This window comes from Saccharothrix sp. (genome assembly GCF_031180885.1).
GTDB lineage: Bacteria > Actinomycetota > Actinomycetes > Mycobacteriales > Pseudonocardiaceae > Actinosynnema.
Window position 1 is genome coordinate 48574 of the sequence record NZ_JAPSLK010000025.1, and the last position, 19771, is coordinate 68344.

The 19771-nt window shown below is 70.4% G+C and carries 16 protein-coding genes and 1 pseudogene; 8 read left to right on the forward strand and 9 right to left on the reverse strand.

What is annotated here, in order from left to right; all coding sequences use genetic code 11:
- Entirely contained in the window at positions 1–759 is a 759-nt protein-coding gene (locus tag RIN75_RS25565) for an ABC transporter permease (RefSeq protein WP_309114553.1), read from the reverse strand.
- Positions 756–1679, reverse strand: a complete 924-nt coding sequence (locus RIN75_RS25570) for an ATP-binding cassette domain-containing protein (RefSeq protein WP_309114554.1) — start codon at positions 1677–1679, stop codon at positions 756–758. The genes RIN75_RS25565 and RIN75_RS25570 overlap by 4 nt, the downstream gene beginning before the upstream one ends.
- Before the next feature lie 84 nt (positions 1680–1763).
- Between RIN75_RS25570 and RIN75_RS25575 the strand changes: the two genes are divergently transcribed.
- Entirely contained in the window at positions 1764–2537 is a 774-nt protein-coding gene (locus RIN75_RS25575; RefSeq protein WP_309114555.1) for a TetR/AcrR family transcriptional regulator, read from the forward strand.
- Here RIN75_RS25575 and RIN75_RS25580 read toward each other — a convergent pair.
- From RIN75_RS25580 to RIN75_RS25595, 4 genes are all read right to left on the reverse strand, one after another.
- The gene (locus RIN75_RS25580; protein WP_309114556.1) at positions 2510–2929 is read right to left on the reverse strand and encodes a PRC-barrel domain containing protein; all 420 of its coding nucleotides are present in this window, start codon (positions 2927–2929) and stop codon (positions 2510–2512) included. The genes RIN75_RS25575 and RIN75_RS25580 overlap by 28 nt on opposite strands.
- 366 nt (positions 2930–3295) lie before the next feature.
- Positions 3296–5887: a hypothetical protein gene (locus RIN75_RS25585; RefSeq protein WP_309114557.1), complete on the reverse strand. Its 2592-nt coding sequence runs from the start codon at positions 5885–5887 to the stop codon at positions 3296–3298.
- Between the two features lie 83 nt (positions 5888–5970).
- Positions 5971–6564 (reverse strand): class I SAM-dependent methyltransferase, encoded by a 594-nt coding sequence (locus RIN75_RS25590; protein WP_309114558.1) that lies wholly within the window; start codon positions 6562–6564, stop codon positions 5971–5973.
- Positions 6561–8732 (reverse strand): tetratricopeptide repeat protein, encoded by a 2172-nt coding sequence (locus tag RIN75_RS25595; RefSeq protein ID WP_309114559.1) that lies wholly within the window; start codon positions 8730–8732, stop codon positions 6561–6563. The genes RIN75_RS25590 and RIN75_RS25595 overlap by 4 nt, the downstream gene beginning before the upstream one ends.
- 185 nt (positions 8733–8917) lie before the next feature.
- Here RIN75_RS25595 and RIN75_RS25600 point away from each other — a divergent pair, with 185 nt between their 5' ends.
- Positions 8918–9946 carry a hypothetical protein gene (locus tag RIN75_RS25600; RefSeq protein WP_309114560.1) on the forward strand — a complete coding sequence of 343 codons (1029 nt, stop codon included), beginning with the start codon at positions 8918–8920 and terminating at the stop codon, positions 9944–9946.
- 3 nt (positions 9947–9949) lie between these two features.
- Here the strand turns inward: RIN75_RS25600 and RIN75_RS25605 are convergent, their stop codons facing one another.
- Positions 9950–11809 (reverse strand): DNA/RNA helicase domain-containing protein, encoded by a 1860-nt coding sequence (locus tag RIN75_RS25605; protein ID WP_309114606.1) that lies wholly within the window; start codon positions 11807–11809, stop codon positions 9950–9952.
- Between the two features lie 42 nt (positions 11810–11851).
- On the opposite strand from RIN75_RS25605, the gene RIN75_RS25610 reads away from it, so the two are divergent.
- Genes RIN75_RS25610 through RIN75_RS25620 form a run of 3 tightly spaced genes read left to right on the forward strand, consistent with a single transcriptional unit; the run spans position 11852 to position 15714 of the window.
- Entirely contained in the window at positions 11852–13102 is a 1251-nt protein-coding gene (locus RIN75_RS25610) for an HNH endonuclease (protein ID WP_375296021.1), read from the forward strand.
- Positions 13103–13111: 9 nt separating this feature from the next.
- Positions 13112–14920, forward strand: a complete 1809-nt coding sequence (recQ, locus tag RIN75_RS25615) for a DNA helicase RecQ (protein ID WP_309114562.1) — start codon at positions 13112–13114, stop codon at positions 14918–14920.
- Complete coding sequence (locus RIN75_RS25620) at positions 14917–15714, forward strand: pentapeptide repeat-containing protein (protein ID WP_309114563.1); 798 nt, start codon at positions 14917–14919, stop codon at positions 15712–15714. Before recQ ends, RIN75_RS25620 begins: the two co-directional genes overlap by 4 nt.
- Here RIN75_RS25620 and RIN75_RS25625 read toward each other — a convergent pair.
- Positions 15709–16287 (reverse strand): TetR/AcrR family transcriptional regulator, encoded by a 579-nt coding sequence (locus RIN75_RS25625; protein ID WP_309114564.1) that lies wholly within the window; start codon positions 16285–16287, stop codon positions 15709–15711. The genes RIN75_RS25620 and RIN75_RS25625 overlap by 6 nt on opposite strands.
- Positions 16288–16372: 85 nt before the next feature.
- Between RIN75_RS25625 and RIN75_RS25630 the strand changes: the two genes are divergently transcribed.
- From RIN75_RS25630 to RIN75_RS25640, 3 genes and pseudogenes are all read left to right on the forward strand, one after another.
- A complete protein-coding gene (locus RIN75_RS25630; protein ID WP_309114565.1) occupies positions 16373–16591 on the forward strand; it encodes a hypothetical protein in 219 nt (72 codons plus the stop codon).
- Positions 16592–16628: 37 nt separating this feature from the next.
- A pseudogene (locus RIN75_RS25635) lies at positions 16629–17255 on the forward strand (amino acid permease); the annotation flags it as partial.
- The gene (locus RIN75_RS25640; RefSeq protein WP_309114566.1) at positions 17252–17683 is read left to right on the forward strand and encodes a hypothetical protein; all 432 of its coding nucleotides are present in this window, start codon (positions 17252–17254) and stop codon (positions 17681–17683) included. The pseudogene RIN75_RS25635 and the gene RIN75_RS25640, both read left to right, overlap by 4 nt.
- Here the strand turns inward: RIN75_RS25640 and RIN75_RS25645 are convergent.
- Complete coding sequence (locus RIN75_RS25645) at positions 17652–19643, reverse strand: NACHT domain-containing protein (RefSeq protein ID WP_309114567.1); 1992 nt, start codon at positions 19641–19643, stop codon at positions 17652–17654. The two genes, RIN75_RS25640 and RIN75_RS25645, sit on opposite strands and share 32 nt — an antisense overlap.
- Positions 19644–19771 lie beyond the last annotated feature (128 nt).

Consider the following 19771-nt stretch of genomic DNA (forward strand, 5'->3'; position numbering starts at 1 on the left):
TCAGTCCGCGGTACGACGGCGGTACAGGAAGGTCGCCAGGACGAACGAACCGACCAGCAAACCACCCGACCACACCAGGGCGAGCGCCGCGTTGGCCCCGATCGGCGTGCCGGTCAACAACCCCCGCACGGTCTCGATGACGGGCGTGATCGGCTGGTGCTCGCTGATCACCCGCAGCACCGCGGGCATCGTCCCCGGCGGCACGAAAGCGCTGCTGAGGTAAGGCAGGAACAGCATGAAAAAGCTCAACGCACTCGCCGACTCGACCGACTTCGCGACCACCCCCAACCCCGCCGCCAACCACGACAGCGCGAGCACGTACAGCAGCACGATCCCGGCCGCCGCCAGCCATCCCCCGAGGCCGGCGGTCGGCCGGAAACCCATCAGTACGGCCGCCACCACCACGATGGTCGTGGACAACGCGTTGCGGGTCACGCTCGCCACGACATGTCCGGTCAGCAACGCGAAGCTGTTGACGGGCATGGACCTCAGCCGGTCCACCATGCCGTTGGACATGTCGTCGGTGACGGACATCGCGGTGGACGCGGCGCCGTACCCGGTGCACAACAGGATGATCCCGGGCACCACGTAGTTCACGTAGGCGGTGCCGGTGTTGATCGCGCCGCCGAAGACGAAGACGAACAGCGCCATCATCAGCAGTGGCAGGAGGATCGACATGATGAGGGTCTCGACGTTGCGCCGGCTCAAGCGGATGCTGCGGCCGATCAGCGTCACCGAGTCGGTGAGGGCGTGGCTCATGCCCGAACTCCTTGCGGTGCGGTGAGGGCGAGGAACACGTCGTCGAGGGTCGGGCGGTGCGACGAGACGCGGGCCACCGGGACACCGGACCCGCGCAGGTCGTCGAGGAGGCGGTGCAGGTGGGCGGCGCTGCCGTCGGACGGGACGCTGAGCAGCAGTCGGGCCGGGTCCGGGAAGCCGTCGAGCAGCGCGGTCGCGGCGTCGAGGTCGGCCACCGTGTCGAACGCCAGGTCCACGCGGTCACCGCCGACCTGGGCCTTGAGCGCGTCGGCGGTGCCCTCGGCGGCGACCTTCCCGCGGTGCAGCACGACGATCCGGTCCGCGAGCCGGTCCGCTTCCTCCAGGTACTGGGTGGTGAGGAAGATCGTCGTGCCGGTGTGGACGAGGTCGCGGATGGCGTCCCACATCGTCGCGCGGCTCGCCGGGTCCAGGCCGGTCGTCGGCTCGTCGAGGAAGATCACCTCGGGTCGGGCGACCAGGCTCATCGCGAGGTCCAGGCGGCGGCGCATGCCGCCCGAGTACGTCTTCACCCGCCGGTCCGCGGCCCTGACCAGGTCGAACCGCTCCAGCAGTTCGTCTGCCCGGCGACGCGCCCCGGCCCGGCCCAGGTGCCGCAGCCGGCCGATCATCGCCAGGTTCTCCCGGCCGGTCTGCTCGGCGTCCACGGCCGCGTACTGGCCGGTGAGGCTGATCGCGGCGCGCACCCGGGCCGGGTCGCGCAGCACGTCGTGCCCGGCCACGCGGGCCAGGCCGCCGTCCGGGCGGGACAGCGTGGTGAGGATGCGGATGGTCGTCGTCTTGCCCGCGCCGTTCGGCCCGAGCAGGGCGAACACCGACCCGGCCGCCACGCGCAGGTCGAGCCCGTCCAGCACGACCGTCGGTCCGTACCTCTTCCGCAGGTCAGCGGCTTCCACGATCACGAGTACCCCCTCTTTGCGTATGTCCTACGCAAATTAGCGTAGCTCATACGCAATTGCGGGCGGAAGCCCTAGACTCTGGAAGCGATGACCGAGATGCCCGCCGACATCGCGCTGCTCTGGGGCCTGCGCGAGGCGCCACGCCGCGGCCGCCGACCGACCCTGACGGCGGCGGACGTGACCAAGGCCGCCATCGCCGTGGCCGACGCGGAGGGGCTCGGCGCGGTGTCCATGGCCCGCGTGGCGGCCGAACTGGGCAACTCGACGATGGCGCTCTACCGGTACGTCAAGAGCAAGGACGAGCTGCTCACGCTCATGTCCGACGCGGCACTGGACGACCCGCCCGAGCTGCCCGCCGACGGCGACTGGCGCGCCGGCATCACCCTGCTGGCCCGGTCCATGCTCGACGTCTGGCGCCGACACCCGTGGTACGTGCAACTCCCGGTCAACGGCCCCCCGGCCGGCCCGCGCAACCTCCAGTGGTTCGACCGCCTCCTCAGCGCCCTCGCCGACACCCCGCTGGACGAGGGCGAGCAGGTCGGCGTGGTGATGGGCCTGCTCACCTTCGTCCACGGCGAGATGCGCCTGCGCTCCGAACTCGCGGCCGGCTACCGCAACAACCCGGAGTCCTTCGGCCGCGCCTACGCGGCGGCCCTGCGGCGCCTGGTGGACCCGCGCGAAATGCCCGCACTGCGCCGGATCGTCGACGCCGGCGTGTTCGACGTGGACAGCCTCCACGACGAACCCGACCTGGACGCCGACTTCACGGCCACCCTGAACCGCTACCTGGACGGGGTCGCCGCCCACATGGCACGCCGTGCTCAGGGTCGTTCTCAGAGCATGGGCGGCAACAGCCGATAGCTCTCGGTGTAGTAGTCGCCGGTGCGCCTGCGATGTTCCTCGGCGTCAGCGTCCGGGTCGTACTCGGGAGCGTTCTTGATCTGCTCCTTGGTCCGGTCGACGTAGACCTTGCGCTCTTCGTGGTCCACCCGGTGCACAGTCCCCACCGGCAACACGACCTTCCGCCCGAAGATCCACGGCCCGGTGTCGACCATCAGGCAGTCCGCGGGCACAAGCGCGTTGTCCTCGTCGATCTCGCCGATCCGACCATCGGTCGCTTCGACTTCGTACCCGATCAGCCCGGTATCAGGCCGTTCATCACGACCCTCGGCATCCTCGGTGTCCGCAGCATCACGCTCAGCCAACCAGGTCGGATCCCGCCACACCCAGGGGACGAACGGAAACGGCTGCATATCAACCTCCCAGATCGATGCCCACCCCCGGACTACCCTCGATCGCCCCACCGAACACCCGCCCAGACACCGCATCACCAACCGTGATTGACCCGTTTGGTCGCTGTGAGATCAAGCGGGGCCGGTCATAGTGCTCTTCGGGGTCGGGAACCTCGCATCACGACTGGGCGGCGTTCGGTCGGCCTTGGGGGGCTGGTACATGAGATCGCGCGTTGTCGCGCAACCTGTGCGGCGTTCGCTCCGCGATCATTCTGCCCGCTCTCGGTGGCCGTCGCGATCTGCGGAACCTTCAGCGGCCGGCTTGGCGGCGGTAGTCCGACCGAGGTGGTTCGGGTAGACGATCGGCCTTTGGGCAGGCGCACCGTTTCAGCAGTGCCGGGTGTCGTCGGGAAGCATGAGGACGCAGGTCGGGGGTTCGGCGGTGTTCTTCACGTCCGGCACGCGCAGGATGGTGATAGGGCGGTGGTCGCCCGCTCGGCCCGCCCGGAAGTCGATGGCGCCGGACGCACCGTCGTAGCAGTTACCCCGTGGAGCGTCCGGGGTGGTGGGGCAGGTGAGTTCGAGGAGTTCGTGGGAGATCGCCGCGCGGTTCGGGGTGCGGGTGGTGGGGTGGGTGCGGGCTGATTGGTTCCAGCGGATTGCGTGCAGGAACAGGCCGGCGCTGTCGTAGGCGATGGCGACCCGTTCACCGATCCACGGGATCTTGTTCTTGTCCAGCAACGCACCCAGGGCGCGCCACGCCGGTGGGTCCTCGTCGGTGGGCCGGCGCAAGTCGCGCAGGGCGGAGCACAAGGCCGTCGGGGTGCTCGGCGGCGTGGAGGACAGCCAGTCGCGGTTGTCCAGGACCGCCACGCCACCCAGCGAGACGTACAGGATCTCCTTGCCGGCGTAGTCGGGGTCGTCGCGCTTGTCGGGTTGGGCGACGAAACGGGCCACGGTGTCGCCGCCCAGGATCGTGGGCAGGTTGCCGGCGCATTCGCCGAGGACGCGGTCCAGGAAGCCGTCAAATGCGGCCTGCCTTCCCGCGTAGACAGCAATCCTGTTGCCGCACAAGGGCTTTGCGCTGCTCACCGCGCCGTCCCAGTAGCGGAAGGACGCCTCGCCCACCTGGGCCGCCAGCTCAGCGCGCAGCGACGCCAAGTAACCGTCGCCCGGAATATTGCGCTGTTGGTACACGTCCACCGGCCTCCCCGAGCGGTCGACGTAGGCCTTCACGATCGCGGCCTGGGCGCGGTTGCCGGGTACGAACTGGAAGTACATCGGGGAACGGGTGGCCACGGAGTCGCCGGTCAGGGTGGTGCCGATGACCGGAATTCCGTTGTCCCCCAAGGCTGCGATGGCGGTTTCCACCGGGTCCACGGTGCGGCCCATGCCGACCACGCCCATCAGGGATGGATCGGATGTGAACAGCGGGATGAGGAAGTCGTCGGTCACCTCCCTCGCGCGGTTCATCTCGTAGCCGCCGTTGGCGATGAGCACGCGCAGCAGCGGGCCGTTGTGGTCGCTGGGGACGTTGTCCTGGGACTGGCGCAGCAGCAGGCCCGTGAGCTGCTCGGTCACCGAGTCGGCGGAACCCAACTCGCCCTCCGGGTTGGTCAACTCCGAGAAGTAGACGATGCTGACCAGCGGACGGTCCGGGTCCACCGCGTGCAGGTCCTCGGCCTTCTCGTTGAGTTCGAAGATCGCTCGCTGCGCCGCCCGAAGCCGTTGGTTGTCGCCGAAGACCTGCGCCGCGCTGTCGCTGTAACCGACGCACTCGCCACCGCGCGCGTCCTCGACCCACCGCACGCCCACGCCCGCGCGTGGCGACGGCAGGCAGTCGCCGGTGATCCGGGGCCACAGCCACGACCCGCCGGTGGTGGCGGCCAGGGCGAGAGCGATCACCGTGGCCAGGACCAAAGAAGAACGGCGTGCGAGCACCGGGACCGGTCGTGGGTGGATCGGCTCGACGGCGGTGTCGTCGTCCGGCGACAGGTCAACGGTGATCACCCGCATGCCGTCACCCAGGAGGCGCTTGCGGTTCGGCCGGTCGACCCAGGCGTCCAGGTCGTCACCGATCCGGTGGACCGGTTGCGCCATACCGGTTTTCGTCAGCCACTGCGGGTGATCGCGCATGGTGGCGACGACGAGCAGCGGCGCGTGCGCGGGGGATTCCTTGCGGACGTCGTTGATCAGGTGCAGCAGTTCGCCGCCGGCGTTGTCCTCGGTGACGTTGTTGAGCAGTACCAACGGGTACATCGTGCGGCGGAAGCGGCGCAAGCGGAAGGTTCCGGTGCCGTAGGCGGTTCTGAGGTCGTTCAGGAAGGCGTGGACGAGGAGTTTCTTGAGTTCCCACTGGCCTTGCTCGTCCTCTTCGTGGTCCCGCTGGGCGGCGAGGCGTTCGGCGAAACCGACGAACCCGGTGGAGTGGCCGGGCAGCGCGAACCGTTGCCGCATCAGCCAACGCGGCTCCGCGCCGAACGGCCACACCCCGCGCGACCAGAGCCAGTAGCGCACGGGCCGGTGCCAGGCGACGAAGATCGCGAGGAAGAACTGCGCCCACGGCGGGAGCGCCGCCCTGGCAGCGGCGCCGGCTTCGACACGTTCGGGGTCGGGCTCCTCACGCCGCCTGCGCCACGCCCCGGCGAGCCCGCCGTCCCGAGTCTGCCGCGTGATGTCGTCCACCAGCCGGAAGTGCGGGAACGCCCGCACCCGCTGGTCGCCGAACCGGTCCTCCGCCAGCCGGTCGCGCACCTCGACGAGCAGCGGGAGGAGCGGGGGCCGCTGTCTCGCGGACACGTCGGCGACCGGCGGGTTCTCCGCGTCCACCCTGGCGAACAGGACCTTCGGCGGTTCGGCGTCCGCGAGCCGGCGGGCCAGCGCGACCGAGGAGCGCTCGGCGGCGGGCTGCCCGATCAGGCAGACCAACGGCAACGCCCGTTCGCCGCGCTTCGGCCGGTCCAGCAAGGCTTTCAGCACTCGGGAGACGCTGTGCGGACCGCGTAAGGCAGGGGTGGACAAAGTTTTCCCCGTTCCTGTGAGGCGTCACCGCGAGTATCGCTTCACGTGCCGGAGTCGTTGCGCCCCAAGCCTCCTCCATCGGCCACCGATCGAACCCCGACCACGACAGCCATGTCCGGCGCCACCTGTACCTCGGTAGCGGTGAGCTGCGCGTGGGTCAGGTAACGCATGCGCAGCACATCCACCTCCCCGGCGTACCGCGGCGGCCAAGTGGTGGCAGGCACGAAGTCGTCAAGCACAAGAACCCCACCCGGCGCCAGCAGCCCCACCACACCGTCCGGATCGTCCCGCTTACCGCCACCATCGCAGAACAGCAGGTCGAACGGCCCGTGCTCACGGAGTGCGGTCCAGTCGCCGGTCAAGACGGTCACGCGGGGGTCGTCGGCGAACAACGCCCGAGCGGCCCGGGCACGCTCGACATCCCACTCGACAGTGGTGAGCCGAGCCCCGGCAGCCATCCCGGCCACCAACCACGCCGCCCCCACCCCGTAACCCGTGCCAGACTCCCCAAGCCGCCCACCGGGCTTGCTCGCGGCCAGCACCGCGAGCAACCGACCCGTGGCGTCCCCACTGCTGTGCTCGAACCCGGCGGCTTCGGCGTTGGCGATCGCCGCGCGCACCAATGCTGGTCTCATACCCCGATTGTCGGGGGAGGGTCGAAGCTCTGAGGAGGTTCCAAGCCGGCAAGGAGCGAGCGCACCGACTCCGCCTCCGAGAGGCGGCTCTGTGCCCGGTAGAGGCTGTACGCCTGGTGCAGCACCTCGCGGGCCTCCACCTGCTCCCCGACGGCGGCGAGGCAGCGGCCGAGACCCGCGGTGCTGTCGGCCGCGCCGTAGGCGTTCCCCAGTTGGCGGCGCAGCCGAAGGGCTTCCCGGTACAGCGTGACGGCGGTGTTGTGGTCGCCGGAGCGGACGTGGACGTCGGCGAGGCAGTCCAGCGACGCCGCTTCGCCGTCGAGGTCGTTCAGCTTTCGCGACAACTCCAGCGACCGGGCGCAGAGTTCGCGCGCCTGCGCGTGCTCGCCGAGGTGGGCCTGGTAGCTGCCGGCGAGGTTGAGCGCCCTGGCCTCCCACACCGGCGTGCCCGCGTCGCGGAAGAGGGGCCACGCCAGCATGGCGTGCTCCAGCGCGTTCGCGTAGTTTTCCCGCGCTTCCCACGCGTGGGCGAAGTTCTGGTGCGCCCGCGCCTGCTCGCGCACGTCGCCCGTGCGCACCGCCAGTTCCAGCGCCAGGGTCAGGTGCCGTACGGCCTCGTCGTGCGAACCACGTCGCGACGCGGCGAAGCCGAGGTACCGGTGCGCCTTGCCCAGCAGGCCGTCGTCGTCCAGCGCCCGCGCCGCGTCCAGGGCGTCCTGCCACAGCGCGAAGTGGTCGTGGACGTGACCGCGTCGCCAGTGGAACGTGTCGAGCGCGTACGCGAGCTGCCAGACCTTGGCGTGCCAGCGGCGGGCGACGGCGACCTTCCCGGCGGCCAGCAGGCAGGCGTGCTCGGCGTCGAGCCAGTCGAGCGCAGTGGTGCGGTTCGGGAAGTCCAAGGGGCGGCAGCCGGTCGTCGGTTCGGCGGTCGGCACCCTCGTCCGCTGGCCGTCGACCTGTACGGACGCGGCCAACGCGGTGTGCAGGTGGAAGTCGACGAACCGCTCCTGCGCGGCGGTCCGGTCGGTGTCGCTGTCGAGCTGTTCGGCTTTCTCCAACGCCCATAATCGCACCAGGTCGTGCATGCGGAACCGGCGTGGCGCGTGGTTCTCCACGAGGTGCGCCTCGACCAGGTGCCGCAGGAGCCGTCGGCTCTCCGCGTCCGACACCGCCGCCAGGCTCGCCACGGCGGCGGTGGTCGTGTCCGGGGCCGTCACCTCGCCGAGCAGCCGGAACACCCGCGCCTCGGCGCCGGGCAGCGCGCGGTACGACCAGTCGAACACCGCGCGGAGGTCGTGCTGCGGGATCCGGCCGTGGAACGCGTCCAGCCGCCGACCGGCGTCGCGCAGTTCGGCCACGAACTCGTCCAGCGGGAAGTGCGGGTACATGACCGCCCGGGCGGCGACGATGCTCAGCGCCAGGGGCAGCCGGCCGGTCAGCTCGACCAGGGCGCGGACCGCGTCCGGTTCGGCCGCGACCCGGTCGGCGCCGAGGTAGCCCGCGAGCATGTCGACCGCGGCTCGTCCGGTCAGCACGTCCAACGACAGCAGCCGTGCGCCGTGCGCGCTCACCAGGCCGCTCAACGTGTTGCGGCTGGTCACCAGCACGGTGGACGTGCCGCTGCCGGGCAGCAGCGGCAGCACCTGCTCCTCGTCCACGGCGTTGTCGAGCACGACCAGCACCCGGCGGTCGGCCAGGAGCGTCCGGTAGAGCGCGGCCTGCGCGTCGAGGTCGGCGGGGATCGAGGCGGGCGCGACGTTGAGCGCGTCCAGGAAGCCCCGGACGGCGACCGCGGGGTCCAGCGGCTTGCCGCCCGGGTCGAACCCGCGCAGGTTGACGTAGAGCTGCCCGTCGGGGAAACGGGACTGGTTGAGGTGGGCCCAGTGCAGCGCGAGCGACGTCTTCCCGACACCGCCCATGCCGCCGATCGCAGAGATCGCGACGGTCGCGCCGTGCCGAGCGCCCTCGTCCACGGCTTCCGCGAGCACGGCGAGCTCCGGTTCGCGGCCCGAGAACGAGCGCGGAGCGGCGGGCAGTTGCCGCGGCACGACCGGCCCGGCCGCGGCGGACCCGTGGATGTGGACGTCGCCGGAGATGGTGCCCGCCTGCACCGCCGTGTGCGGGTTGCCCCCGATGTCGTTGCGTGTCGTGGCGGTGTCGTCCGCCATTCGGTGCTCCAAGGCGTGTGGGACGAATGAGCGGCAGGGTAGTGGTTGAGCCGTCGTGGTCCGGGGTGTTCGCGTGAACTGGGCTCGCAGCCGCACAAATGCGGTTTCGTTGTGGCCTGCGCGAAACGGCTGCGTTGTGCAACGATCCGTCCGTTGTGCGACCGTCGACCGAAGGCCTTCCTGCGATGACCCGATTGCTGATCCAGCCCGTGCGGAACAAGGAGGCCAAGCGCAACAGGCAGAAAACGCTGCACAACGACGTGCCCTTCAGCGAACCTCGCTACCGGTCGAAGTTGGTGGACGGCGAGTGGGCCGCCTTGGAGCGGTTGCACCCGGACGGCCGTGCCCGGTTTTGGGGCACCCGTCCCTTCCTCGACGAGGCCATGAAGCAGGTGGCGTTGGGTGATGTCGCGCTTTTCGCCTGGGAAGGCCGCATCGGGGCCATCGGCGAGGTCGGTGCGAGCTTCCGCAACCAGGCGTTCGCGGACGAGCTGTGGAAGGAGCCCGGCGACGCCGACAGCTTCGTCAACGTGTACAGCCTGATCACAGTGGAAGAAGACCTGGCGATCTCCTACGAGGAACTCGCGGACGTTTCGGATGGCCGGCTGTCGGGGCCGTTCCGGGCCGGTCGGGTGATCACGGACAACGCTCTCGTGCGCCAGGTCCTGGAGGGCCTCGGCAGGCGTGCGGCGGAGGCCGCGGAGGCAAGCGACAAGTACGTCGAGTCGCAGTTGGAGCAGGGCCTGGTCGTGGAACTCGAGAACTTCTTCGCGTCGAAGGTCACGTACAGCCGCACCGCCCGCGACATCACCGTCCACCGGGCCGAGTCCCTGTTGATGACCGAGTACCTGGAGGCGCACTCCGACCGGAAGTTCCAGCGGCTCAGGTCCGGTGCGGGTATCTCGGACATGTACACGCTCTGGCCCGAGGGCGCGGAGATCATCGAAGCCAAGGGCGGCAGCACGCGCGAACGGGTGCGCCAAGCGGTGGCCCAACTCCTGCACTACTCGCTCCACCGCCCGAAGGAGGTCGAAGTAGTGCGGCTGACGGCGTTGTTCCCCGCCCGTCCGGACCGCGACGACGTGCACTTCCTGCACAGCGTGGGCATCGACTGCGTGTACCGGAGCGAGCCGGGGAGGTTCGAGCGCCTGGAAGCACCGGCGGCGCGACGGCTCCACATGAAGCCCGTGTGGAACGACTGCGTGCCGGAGTAGCGACTACCGGCGCAGCCGCAGGAGGAAGTCCTGCGTCTCGGCGTCGGTCGAGTACAGCCGGCAGCCCGACATGCCGCGGCTGGCCAGCACCCAGTAGATGTTCAACGCGAGCGGCAGGTACTCCTCGGCGGAGAGCCGGTTGACCCGGTCGTCCGCGCTCTCCGCCGGCTGCGCCACCCACCGGTCGTCCCGCCGCACCAGGTCCGGCCCCATGATCACGCCGCCGTAGTCGTACTCGAGGCCCTGGCACGTGTACACGCACCCGACCTGGTCCTGGCCGCCCGCGTCCGTCGCCCAGAACTTGCGCCCGGGGACGGTCACGGCCCCGGTGCGGTCCCGGTGCTCCACATGCGCGTTCCACGGGCGGCGCCAGGTCCGGTCCACGCCGTTCCGGTCGGTCCAACGGAGCACGACGTCGTCCACCAGCGGTTGCTTGGCGTCGACTTCGGTCCAGTCCCAGCAGAAACCCGCCGCGATGCGTGCCGTGAACCCGTGGGCTCCGTGGTGCCGGACCCACGCGTCCAAGTCGTCCGGGTCACGCGCGATGTCGAAGTCGTAGGTGCGCTCGGTCCACGGCTCGGGCGTCTTGTCCGCGGACAGCAGGCGACTGAGCCAGTTGAGGTAGGACTGAGACCCACCGCACCGGAACTGGCTCTCGAGTTCGACGTGGTGGAATTCGGCGCCCAGCCGCAGCGCCTCTTCCCGCAACTCGGCGACGCGGTAACCCTCGTTCGGCAGGATCACCTGCCTCTCGTCCAACATGAACAGGCTGACCGGTGCGCACGTCATGAGCCGCTCGAGTTGCCAACCATTGCGCTCGAGCCGCTGCGCCTCGTCCACCACTGGCACGACCGAGGTGGACGGCGGGTGTGAACTCGGGTGGCCGAACATGCCCCTGGCGCCGTCGACCCCCTCGACGTCGCGTTTGAGCTGCGCGAGGAGGGTGCCGGACGGAGTGAGGTACCTGGCCTCCGTCCTGATGGACGGCTGCCGGCGCGTGAGGTCCACGACCAGTCTGAGGGCGATCACGGACTTGCCGGTCCCGGGGCCGCCGGACACGACGATCACCCGCTTGCGCTGCGCGGTCACGTCGGTCGCCGCTTTCCACACCAGCGCTTGCGCCTCCAGTTGGGCGCCGATCAGCCGGAACCGGGATCGCTGGTCCAACACGTCGCCGATGCCGTCCAGCAGCTTGGTCGACGGCCGGGGTTCGAGCGCGAGGAACGCAGCCAACTGCGCCTCGGCCGGTGACACCAGGTCGCCGCACCGCAACAGCCCCGCGAGGGTTCCTGGGTCCGGTTCGGCCAGCTCACGACGTCCCAGCACCGCCACGTCACCGCTGCCGACGCTGCCCCGGACCGATTCGGCGAGCAGCGCCGTCGACCGGTCGTCGGCGTTGTGCAGCACCGCGGCAGCGCGGAACTCCAGCCGCAGGACCTCGTCCTCGAGCCACTGCTCCAGGTGCCCGACGTACCCGGCGGCCTGCCGGCAGGGGTGCCCCCGGTGCTCGCCGCGGGTCTCGACCAGAGCCGTGCCGGCGGTCGCGATCTTGTCCCACTGCTTGAGTTCGACCACCACGCCGGTGACGCCGCCGTCCGGTCGTGCACCGAGGACCAGTGCGTCGATCCGCTCGGAAGTCCTGGGTAACTCGTACTCGAACAACAGGGCGAGGTCCCGCAGCCCGGCTCGGACGAGGGCATCGACGAGCACCGGCCAACTGTTGCGCCAACTCCGAAACTCGGCGTCGCCGGGCGGCTCACCACGTCGCCTGCGGAAGTCCTCCGCGCACCGCTCCACGAACGCTTCGGGAGCGGATCGCAGCCACTCGTCCGCCTCGCCGACCGTGCCCAGGTACACCTGCATGATCAAGGACTACCAGTCTGGCACCGTGTGCGTGTGCGATCGATGGAAGATGGGCAGCCGCCGGTTCAGGTGGACCGGTCGTGGGCCGACCCGGTGGAGAAGTTGATGGTGTCGTTGGGGTCGCTCAACCGGTACCAGCGGGACGGGCAGCCGAGCCTCCACAAGCCGCTTGCCGTGATGTGGGCGTTCGGGCAGCTTGCGGCGGGGCGTGGGCGGCTGTTCGGGTGGCCCGAGTTCCGGGAGGGGGTCGGGGAGGTGTTGGCCGAGTTCGGGATGTCTCGGAACACCCCGCAGTACCCGTTCTGGCACCTGGGGTCGGATGGTGGGTTGTGGGAGCGGCATGGGTTGGTGAAGGAGCCCACGTCGGCGGATGTCGATGCCGTTGCGGGGTTCACCGAGCAGGCCGCGGCGTTGTTGGCGGACCCGGCGGTGCGGGCGCAGGCGGTGGATGTGGTTCGGGCTGCTTATCTCGTTGACCTGGACGACCAGCCTTCCCTGTTGCGCCGAGTGGGGTTGCCGGTGCCGGTGGCGCCGGCGGCGGTGGACGTGTTGCAGCGGCTGGTGGGGGTTGAGATCACCACGGTCGACGGGAGTCTCAACCGGGTGTTGGAGGTGGATTCACGCAACGCCCTGGTGGCTACCGAGCGGTCGCCGCGGGGGAAGTTGGTGCCGGTCGCCTGGGTGCAGGAAGGGCTGGACAAGCTGTACGCGCGTGGGCGGGTGGCGGCGTCTGTCAAGGAACTGAAGTACCGGAGTGCGTTTGTGGCGGCGGTGTTGGCGACCTTGCCGCGGGCCGTGGTGACGACGAAGCCGGCGGCCGTGTCGCTCGGGTACGCACCGGTCGCGCCGGATCGGCAGTTCGGTGTGCTCGACCGGACCGCGCTGGCCAAGTACCGGGTCGAGCAGGGGGCGCTGCGGCACGTCCTGATCGGTGACGCCGCGGTGGGGACGTGCGCGCTGTGCGGGCGGGAACTGCCGGTCAACCTGCTGGTCGCCGCGCACATCAAGCAGCGGGCCGAGTGTTCCGACGACGAGCGCAACGACCTGCGGAACGTGGCGATGCTGGCGTGTTCCCTGGGGTGCGACCGGCTGTTCGAGCTGGGGTACGTGACCGTGGGACCGGACGGGACGATCTTGGCCACTCCGGTGGAAGGCGCACTGGCGGAGCAGCTCGCGACCCTGGCCGGCCGGGTCTCACCCGCGCACCACGCCGCGTCCGCCGGCTACTTCGCGTGGCATCGCGAACACGTCTTCGCGCGGGGCACGCGGTCCGTTGTCGGTGGGGGTCGTTAGGATCGGTTCGTGACTTCGCACGAGGTTCTGCGAAGGGTCTTCGGGTATGACTCCTTCCGCGGGGACCAGCAGGAGATTGTCGAGCACGTCATCGGTGGTGGTGACGCGCTGGTCCTCATGCCCACGGGCGGTGGGAAGTCGTTGTGCTACCAGATTCCCTCGCTCGTGCGGGACGGGGTCGGGGTGGTGGTTTCGCCGCTCATCGCGTTGATGCAGGACCAGGTGGACGCCCTGCGCGACCTCGGCGTCAAGGCCGGCTTCCTCAATTCCACGCAGTACCCCGACGAGCGCTCGATGGTGGAGGCGGAATTCCTCGCCGGGGAATTGGACCTGCTCTACCTGGCGCCCGAGCGGCTGCGGGTGGAGCAGACCGTGCGGTTGCTCGAACGGGGCAAGATCGCGTTGTTCGCGATCGACGAGGCGCACTGCGTGTCGCAGTGGGGCCACGACTTCCGGCCCGACTACCTTGCCCTCTCCCACCTGCACGAACGCTGGCCGGACGTGCCGCGCATCGCCCTCACCGCGACCGCCACCAAGGCCACCCACGCGGAGATCGCCGAACGGCTCAAGCTCGGCGACGCCAAGCACTTCGTGGCCAGTTTCGACCGGCCCAACATCCAGTACCGGATCGTCCCCAAGAACGAGCCGAAGAAGCAGCTGCTCGAACTGATCAACACCGAGCACCAGGGCGACGCGGGAATCGTCTACTGCCTGTCCCGCAATTCCACCGAGAAGATCGCCGAATTCCTCAACGCGAACGGGATCAAGGCGCTGCCGTACCACGCCGGTCTCGACGCGAACAAGCGAGCCGAGCACCAGTCGCGGTTCCTCCGCGAGGACGGCCTGGTGATGGTCGCCACCATCGCGTTCGGCATGGGCATCGACAAACCGGACGTCCGCTTCGTCGCCCACCTCGACCTCCCGAAGTCCGTCGAGGGCTACTACCAGGAAACCGGCCGCGCCGGCCGCGACGGGCTGCCCTCCACCGCCTGGCTCGCCTACGGCCTCCAGGACGTCGTCCAGCAGCGCAAGATGATCGAGGACTCCGACGGCGACCAGGTCCACCGCCGCAAGCTCAACCTCCACCTCGACGCCATGCTCGCGCTGTGCGAGACGGTCGAGTGCCGCCGCGTCCAGCTGCTCGAGTACTTCGGCCAGAGCGGCGAGCCGTGCGGCAACTGCGACACCTGCATCGCCCCGCCGGAGACGTGGGACGGCACGATTCCCGCGCAGAAGGTCCTCTCCACGGTCTACCGCCTGCGCAACGAGCGGCGGCAGAAGTTCGGCGCCGGCCAGACGATCGACATCCTGCTCGGCCGCAAGACCGCCAAGGTGATCCAGTTCGACCACGACGCGCTGAAGGTCTTCGGCATCGGCACCGAGCTGAACGAGAGCGGCTGGCGCGGCGTCGTCCGGCAGCTGCTCGCGCAGGGTTTCCTGGCCGTGGAAGGCGAATATTCGACGCTCGTCCTCACGCCCGCCAGCGAAGAGGTGCTCTACAAGGGCCGCAAGGTGATGATGCGGCGCGAGCCGGAGAAGAAGGCGGTCAAGGCCGTGAAGGCGGCCAAGGCCGCCAAGGCCCCCGAGGTGGAGATGCCCGCCGAGGCCGCGCCGGTGTTCGAGAAGCTCCGCGCGTGGCGCGCGGCCACCGCGCGGGAACAGGGCGTCCCCGCGTACGTGATCTTCCACGACGCCACGCTGCGCCAGATCGCCACCCTGTCGCCCACCACGCTCGACGAACTCGGCACGGTCAGCGGCGTCGGCGAGAACAAGCTGGCCAAGTACGGGCAGCAGATCCTGGACGAACTGGCCACATGACGGAACTGCGCGCCGACTGCGAGCGGTGCTTCGGGTTGTGCTGCGTGGTCCCGGCGTTCGCCAAGTCCGCGGACTTCGCGATCGACAAACCGGCCCGCACGCCGTGCCGCAACCTCGGCGCCGACTTCCGCTGCCGCATCCATGAGACCCTGCCGCAGCGCGGTTTCCGCGGCTGCACGGTCTACGACTGCTTCGGTGCGGGCCAGCAGGTCGCCCAGGCGACCTTCGGGGGCCGCAGCTGGCGGGACGCGCCGGAGTCCGCCGAGCTGATGTTCGACGTCTTCCCGGTCGTGCGGGAGCTGCACGAACTCCTCTGGTACCTCACCCAGGCCCTTGCCCTGCCGAAGGCCGCGAGCCTGACCACGAAGCTCGACGAGGCCCGGAAGGAGATCGAAGCGCTCACCGCCGAACGGCCGGAAGTGTTGGCACGGCTGGACGTCGGCCCCCGCTGGCGCGCCGTCGCCGCCCTGCTGGAACAGGCCAGCGACCTCGCGCGCCGGCACGTCAAGGGCCGCAAGTCCAAGCGGGGCGCGGACCTCGTCGGCAAGAAGCTCGCCAAGACCGACCTGCGCGGCGCGGACCTGCGCGGCGCCTACCTGATCGGCGCGGACCTGAAGGGCGCCGACCTGCGCGAAGCGGACCTCATCGGCGCCGACCTGCGGGGCGCTGACCTGCGCGGAGCCGACCTGACCGGTGCGCTGTTCGTCACCCGGGTCCAGCTCGACGGCGCCAAGGGCGACGCCGCCACCAAGCTGCCCGCCGGCCTGACCCACCCGACCCGCTGGACGTCATAGCCGCGCCAGCGCCCCTTCGACCACGTCCTCCAGCACCCGCCGGTCGTGGACGACCTTGCCCAGCACCCGCAGCCCGTAGTACGCGCTGACGAACAACCTGGCCGCCACCAACGGGTTCACGTCCGTCGCCACCTCGCCGTCGCGCTGCCCGCGCGCGATCACCTCGCGCACCGCCGCCTCGAACCGCGAGAACTGCCGCAGCACCTGGTCCGCGACCACGGCATCGGTGCCGCCCGCGTCCACGGCCGCGTTCACCGCGAGGCACCCGCGCTTGGCCGGGTCGCCCAGATCGGTGTCGATCACGTCGATCATCAAGGCCCGCAAGCGTTCCTTCACCGTGCCGGGCCCGTCGAGGATCTCCGCCTGCAACCCGAAACCCACCTCGGCGTACCGGCGCAGCACCCGCTCGTACAGCCCGTGCTTGCTGCCGAAGGCGTTGTACAGGCTGCCGCGGCCCAGTCCCGTGCGCACGCACAGGTCCTCCGTCGAAGTGGACTCGTACCCCTTCGACCAGAACACCTCCATCGCGGCGTCCACGACCGCCGCGTCGTCGAACTCCCGTGGCCTGCCCACGTCACCGCAGCGTAGCCGTTCGTGCACGCAGGGATAACCGGCGAGACATCGGGGTGTCGACCGGAGTTCGGGAAGCTGTCACGTCATGGGCAGCAGCCGTCCCGCGTTGACCGTGGTGCACGGCACCGCGCTGTACGTGGGCGCCGTGCTCGGCACGGGCGTGATCGCGGTACCGGCGCTGGCCGCCGCGGTCGCCGGACCGGCGTCGCTGCTCGCCTGGCTCTGTCTGGTAATGGGGTCCGCCCCGCTGGCGGCCACCTTCGCCGCGCTCGCGGCCCGGCACCTGGACGCGGGCGGCGTGTAGACCTGCGCCCGGCTGGCGTTTCGGCGAACGGGCGGCGGCGGTGGTGGGCTGGTGTTTCTTCTCCGCGGTCCCGCCGGGGACGACGGCGTCGGCGCTGCTCGCCGGGTCCTGCGTGGCGGACGCGATCGGCGGCGGCCGGCTCACCCAGGTGGTGACCGCGTTGGTGCTGATGGCGCTGGTGTTCACGACCAACTGGGCGGGGCTGCGCGCGTCGGGACGGGCGCAGTGCGTGCTGGCCGGACTGCTGGTGCTGCTAATCCTGGCCGCCGTCGCCGTGTCGGCCCCGTTGGCGGACCTGGCGAACCTGGAGCCGTTCGCGCCGCACGGCTGGACCGCGATCGGTCCGGTGGCGGCGCTGCTGGTGTGGAGCTTCGCCGGCTGGGAGGCGATCGCGCCCCTGGCTCAGGAGTTCGGGAAACCGCAACGCGACCTGCCGCGCGGTCGTGGCGTTGCTGCACCTGTCGGTGGCGTTCGTGACGGTGGCGGTGCTGGGGTCGGCGGATTCGCCCGCGCCGCTGGAGGAGTTGCCGGCGCGCCGGCGCGGGCTGCTGGACCAGGACGGGAACCTGTCGGCGGTGGAGCTACGTCGACGGGCGTAGGCGGGTTTGCCGCTGTGCGGGGGACGTGGCGACGGGGCGTGGGCGGGCACATTGCGGTGCCATGAAACCTGTCGCACGCAAGTCGTGGTTGTTGCTGCACGTCGTCACGTCGGTGGGGTGGCTGGGGGTGACGCTGGGGAACCTGGTGCTCGCCTCGTTCGACCGGGTGGAGTTCTACCGGGCGATGGTGCCGCTGGCCGACTTCGTGGTGCTGCCGCTGGGGTTGGGCGCGCTGGCGACCGGGGTCGTGCTGAGCCTGGGCACGAAGTGGGGGCTGGTGAAGCACCGGTGGGTGCTGGTGAAGTTCGTGCTGACCGTGATCGCCGTGGTGGCCACGACGTTCTCGCTGCGGTCGGGCGTGCGGGACGCTGCGGACGGGGTCGCCGGGGCGGGGGTCGACGTGCTGGTCGCGTGCTGCGTGTCGCTGACGTTGTACCTGGTCAACACCGCTTTGTCGGTGTTCAAGCCCTGGGGGCGGACGCGGTGGGCGTGAGCGCGTCTCGGCGGCGTTCGACGGTGGTGGCCAGCTCGACCGGGTCGCAGTCGGCGAGGTGGTCGCGGACCAGGGCGTGGGGGAAGCGGTTTCCTGTCACGAGCAGCACCCGGTCCCGGGCGGACTGGATGATCGCCTTGCGCCGCAACGGGAACTCGTCGAGGGCGAGGGGTTTGGCGAGGAGTTCGACGACCGGTTCGGGCGGGCGGACGGTGGGGGTGACGGCCAGGCCGATCAGGAGGCCGGTGATCGGGGCGATGTGCGGTGTGATGGGTGCGCCGAGGGCGGCGGCGAGGGCGATGGCGGGGAGGCCGGCCAGTGGCAGCCAGTGCAGGGGGCGGGGTGCGGGTCGGTCGAGGGTGCGCCAGACCCTGGTCAGGCCCGCGGTGAGGGCCCCGGCGGCGGTGCCGGCGAGCAGGCCGGTGCCGAGGCCTTTGAGGAGGTCGGGGGAGGGTCCGGTCCAGATCATGACGGCGGTGGGGGCGAGGGCGGCGGCGACGGCCCAGTAGCGGTCGCGGGTGATGCTCAGGGTGATCAGGAAGGTGATGATGAGGACCAGTCCGAACGTCACGAACGCCGGCCAGTTCGTGGCTTGAGCACCCAGCCAACCGCCCACTGTGGACAGTGCGGCTCCGGTGGTCGCTCCGGCCGCGAATCCTGCGGCGGCCCAACGGAGTCCGCGGCGTCGATCGTCGGTCGTGGTGTCGAACCGGCCTTGTCGCAGCCCGATGGCGGCTAGTGCGGCGACGATCGCCGAGGGCAGGTTGTGGAAGGCGATGACGAGGCAGGTGCCGGTGACGAGCCCGGCCATCGCGCCCGGTCCGGCTCTGCGGAACAGCCGCCAGACGGCGGGTTCGCCGACGAAGTCCAGCCAGACGCGGCGGTGGGGGAGGCGGTGGTCGGCGCGGAGGTCGTTGCGGCGGCGGGCGATGCGGGCGAGGAAGCGCAGTGCCCTGATGGTTCGCTCGGCCTTGCCTGGGCCGCGGGCGGCGGATTCGACGAGGTAGGTGTCCAGGACGCCCCGGTACTCGGCGCGGCCGGCGCGATAGGCGAGGGCGAGGAGGTCGAAGGCGAGCGGGGTGCGGACTTCGTCCCAGAGGTCGGGGTCTTTGGTGAGGGCTTCGAGGAGGCCGTCGAGGCGTGGTTCGCAGGCGGTGATCAGGTCGAGGACGTCGGTGCGGCGCAGGGGTTCGACGTGGACGACGTCGTAGCGGGGGAGGCGTTCGTAGTCGTCGGTGGAGGTGCAGAGGACGACTTGGGGGAGTTTGAGGGCGGTGATCCAGCGCAGGCAGTCGGCGCGGTGCGCGGCGGGCAGGTCGTCCAGCCCGTCGAACAGCATCGTCAGCCGCCGCTCCCGCAACCACGTCCGCCCGAGCCGAACCCCGATCCGGTACCGCCGCCGGAGTGCTGTGAGCAGCCACTCGCCGAAGTCCTGCTCGGGCCGCCACATGCCGACGTCGACAACTACCGGCACCGGCATACTCGGATCAGCCCGCGCACGCTCCAACAGCCGCCCGGCCAGGTCGAGCAACAGCGTGGTCTTCCCACAGCCTGGTTCTCCCGCCACGACTAGCGGTGCCCTGATTCTCGCGGACAGCCTCGGCCCGACCCGCGGCACCACCCCCAACTTCAACCGAACCTGCTCGGCAAGTGATCCCTCCACCCGACTCCGTACGAACCGGTCGACCCGGTCGAGCGCGGCTAGCCGGTTGGCGGGGTGTGCGGGGCGTCGCTGGACGAGGAGCGCGCTCAGCGGTTCCCAGGCGGCGAGTGCGGCGGTGAGGGTGACGAGCAGGGTCAGGGAGGGCCAGAGCCAGGTGGCGTAGGGGCCGAGCACCCGGAGCGCCGAGCCGCCGGTGGCCGCGTTGATGGCGACGGGGACGACCACCAGACACGTCACGCCACCCACGCCGATCAAGGCGATCGTGCGCGAGGTGCGGGCGAGTCGTCTGTGGTCCATATACCCCTTCCGCAGGTCGCACCGACGGTAACGGCGTTTGCGGCCCGGTGGTAGGCCGCTTTATGGCGTTAGGGGGCAGGTGTTGCCGATGTTGCACCTGTGACGCGGTTGCCGCTCCCGGAAGTTGT